This is a genomic window from Campylobacter lari, from assembly GCF_004357905.1.
Lineage (GTDB): Bacteria > Campylobacterota > Campylobacteria > Campylobacterales > Campylobacteraceae > Campylobacter_D > Campylobacter_D lari_D.
On record NZ_SMTT01000017.1, the window covers coordinates 1 to 3,164 of the forward strand.

A 3,164-nucleotide genomic window follows, 5' to 3' on the forward strand; every position below is an offset into this window, starting at 1 on the left:
CAATGCACCAAAAGGATTAATTATGAAAACACATAAACTATCAAATCACATCATACTCTCAGGTATAACAGTATCAATGCTATTTTCTCCACTAATGGCAATCAATCCAAATCAATTACCTAGTGGGGGTAAATTTACTCATGGGACTACAGGTAATATAAACATTGATGGTAATACTATGTATGTTAATGGTACAACACAAGGTGGTAATCATGTTATCCAATGGGGTGGTGGTTTTAGTATAGGTAAAAATGCTCAAGTAAAATTTGGAGAAGGACAAAGTGGTCAAAACTACCTAAACATTGCTCATGGGACAAGTAAATCTACCATAGAAGGTATATTAAATGCAGGTGGTAATAATGTCTTTTTAATTAATCCTAATGGGGTAATCATTACTAAAACAGGAACTATCAATGCTAATCGCTTTGTGGCTTCAACTTCGTCTTTAAAACCAGAAGACTTTGATAAATTTAAAGCACAAGGTGCTTCTTTCTCTCCTGTGTTTAAACCAAATGGTGGTAATGTAGTAAACATGGGGACTATTAATGCTAAAAACATTACTTTACAAGGTAATAAAGTAATGTTAAGTGCTGATACTAATTGGGACAAAGAACACAATGGCATTAAATTTGGAAAAGTCAATGCTGAAAATATAAACTTACAAGGCAATGAAGTTTATGTTAATGTTGCTGGTGTAAATGCTGACAAAATACAATCAATAAATGTTGATGCTAAAACAAAAGGTTCTATGTATTTAAACGCTAGTGGATATTATTACAACCCTAGTTCTTTTGAAGTGTTTAATAAAATAAGCAAAAAAAATGGTAATTTTAAGGTAGATGAATATGTAGGTATAGGTTCTGTGCAAGATTGGTGGTATTTTGCTAAAGGATGGAATGAAAACAAAGAAGGTTTTAGAGATACAGCTAGTGAGTATAGATTAACCGCTAATATCGATTTTAAAAAGCAAAACTACGCTAATTATTGGTTTGACTTAAATGGTGATGGTAAAAAAGATGCTAATGAATTTACTAGTATGATAGTTGGCTATGATAATAAAAATTATTTTAATAAAATTTTTGATGGTCAAGGTTTTACGCTTAAGAATATTAATATAGATACGACAAGCTTAGAAAATAAACTAGAATATTTAGGAATTTTTGGCGTATTAAGAGCCGCTACTTTAAAAAATCTTAATGTTGATTATAATCAAGGAAGTATCATAGGTTCAAACGATGGCATTATTTATGCAGGTGGTATAGCTGGTATGATTATGGATGGTAGTGATGTAAGTAATATCATACTAAAAGGTATTAAAGAAATAAAAGCAGAATCAAAAAATCATATTAGCTATGTTGGCGGTTTTGCAGGCATTATTGCAGATTGGGGTGGAGATTTAGATGATTGGGATGGCGTGAATTGCTATGATGATATTTGGTGCTATATGAAAGGAAGCTCATTTAACAACATAGCTCTGATGGATATAGGAAAGATTTACGGTAAAGGTGATTTTGCCTATGTAGGTGGCTTTACTGGGGGTTTATGGTCTGGAGTATATAATTATAGCAACATAGGACATAAATTTGATAATATTGTTTTGCATAATATTGATAATATCATGGCAGAAACAGATACTGAAAGAGCAAGGGTTGGTGGTTTTGTAGGATATCTTTTTAACTCAACTCAAGGGGATTTTAGTGGAGATAGAATTAATGAATTTAATCATATAGTATTAAATAATATTGATTTAATTCAAGCTAAAAATAATGGAACTTTCGACCATCCTACATTACCATGGTTGGTTCGTGATGATAGTAGTGCAGCTGGATTTGTAGCATACTCTAGTGGTCAAAATTATTATTCTAATATAGTTTTAAATAACATTAAAGCTATTTATAGTAAAAGTGTTAATAAAGCAGAAAATAGCTATGCGTCAGGCTTTATGGCATATTCTGCTGGTATAGGGCAAATTTTTTCTAATATAGTTTTAAACAATATAGGTTCTATTGTAGCAGATGGAACAGGTTATATGGATGGTAATACAAGAGCTGCTGGATTTGTTGCTGTAGATGATGATAGAGATCAGTTTAAAAATATTTATATATTCTTTAGTCCTAGTGCAAAAATCGAAGCAAACGGTGGTGGAACAAATGAGTATGCTGGACTTTTCCATGCTGTTTCTAAAACAGACTCTAAACATGAAAATATTTTTATATATCATCCAAATATAACAGAAAAAGGCACTATTGCGGATACTACAAATGGATTTAAAAAGATTTCATACAACAGCAGTGATCATGATAACAAATACACCGAATTTAAAAATCAAATTAATAAAGATCTAAAAGATTATGGCTTGTATGAAAAGGATGGCTATTTTAGTTTCAATACTGATTTTGAAGTAAAACCAAGTGAAGATATCTTTAGACCTGATGTAGAAAAGATTAAAAACGAAACAGCCACTTTAGATGAAAATGATTTAATTAGCGATGATATATGGGATTATATTATAAATGATATTGATAAGGTTCATTATAATATAGATATTAGATTATTAGCTAAATTGCTAAGTGAGTATAGCGATATATCAAATAAAACAGAAGATGAGCAGATTAAATTTATAACCACATATTTAGGCGTAAAAGAAAATGATGCTAGAGCATTATTACAAAGCTTAAGCTTTTTAAATGCATATAAAGATCATGATATAAACAAAGCTAAATTTACTGATGAAACAGTAAAAGATAGTTTTGAAAAATCTTTCATAAATGCTGGCGCTAAATTTACAAACTTTAATAACAAAAAAAACAAACTATATAATGAGCTTAAAGTTCTTAATGAAAATATAGTATCAAAAGGTTTTAATATTGAGCACTTGCTTGATGAAAATCAAGAAGAATTAGCCAAATTTATAAAAGCTTATAATGATTATGTAGTTTTAATAGAAAAAGGCTTGGCAAATGAAAATGACCCTTTATTTGTAAGTATTAAAAGCACCATTATAAAACTTAATACTGAAGCTAAAACTCTTTATGCACAATTGCTCGACTATAAAGGCAAGCTTCAAGATTTTAAAGATAACAATGAATTTGAAAAAGTTATCATAGCTGGAGACTTTAAAACTATTCCTTTATTAATAGCTCCTGATGTTAATAAACCTATTG

Annotated in this window: 1 protein-coding gene; it reads left to right on the forward strand. The window is 29.9% G+C overall.

Translation table 11 applies throughout. The features are described from left to right. Positions 1-22: 22 nt before the first annotated feature. The coding region (locus tag E2O22_RS07750) for a two-partner secretion domain-containing protein (RefSeq protein WP_133319974.1) at positions 23-3,164 on the forward strand (3,142 nt) is incomplete at its 3' end.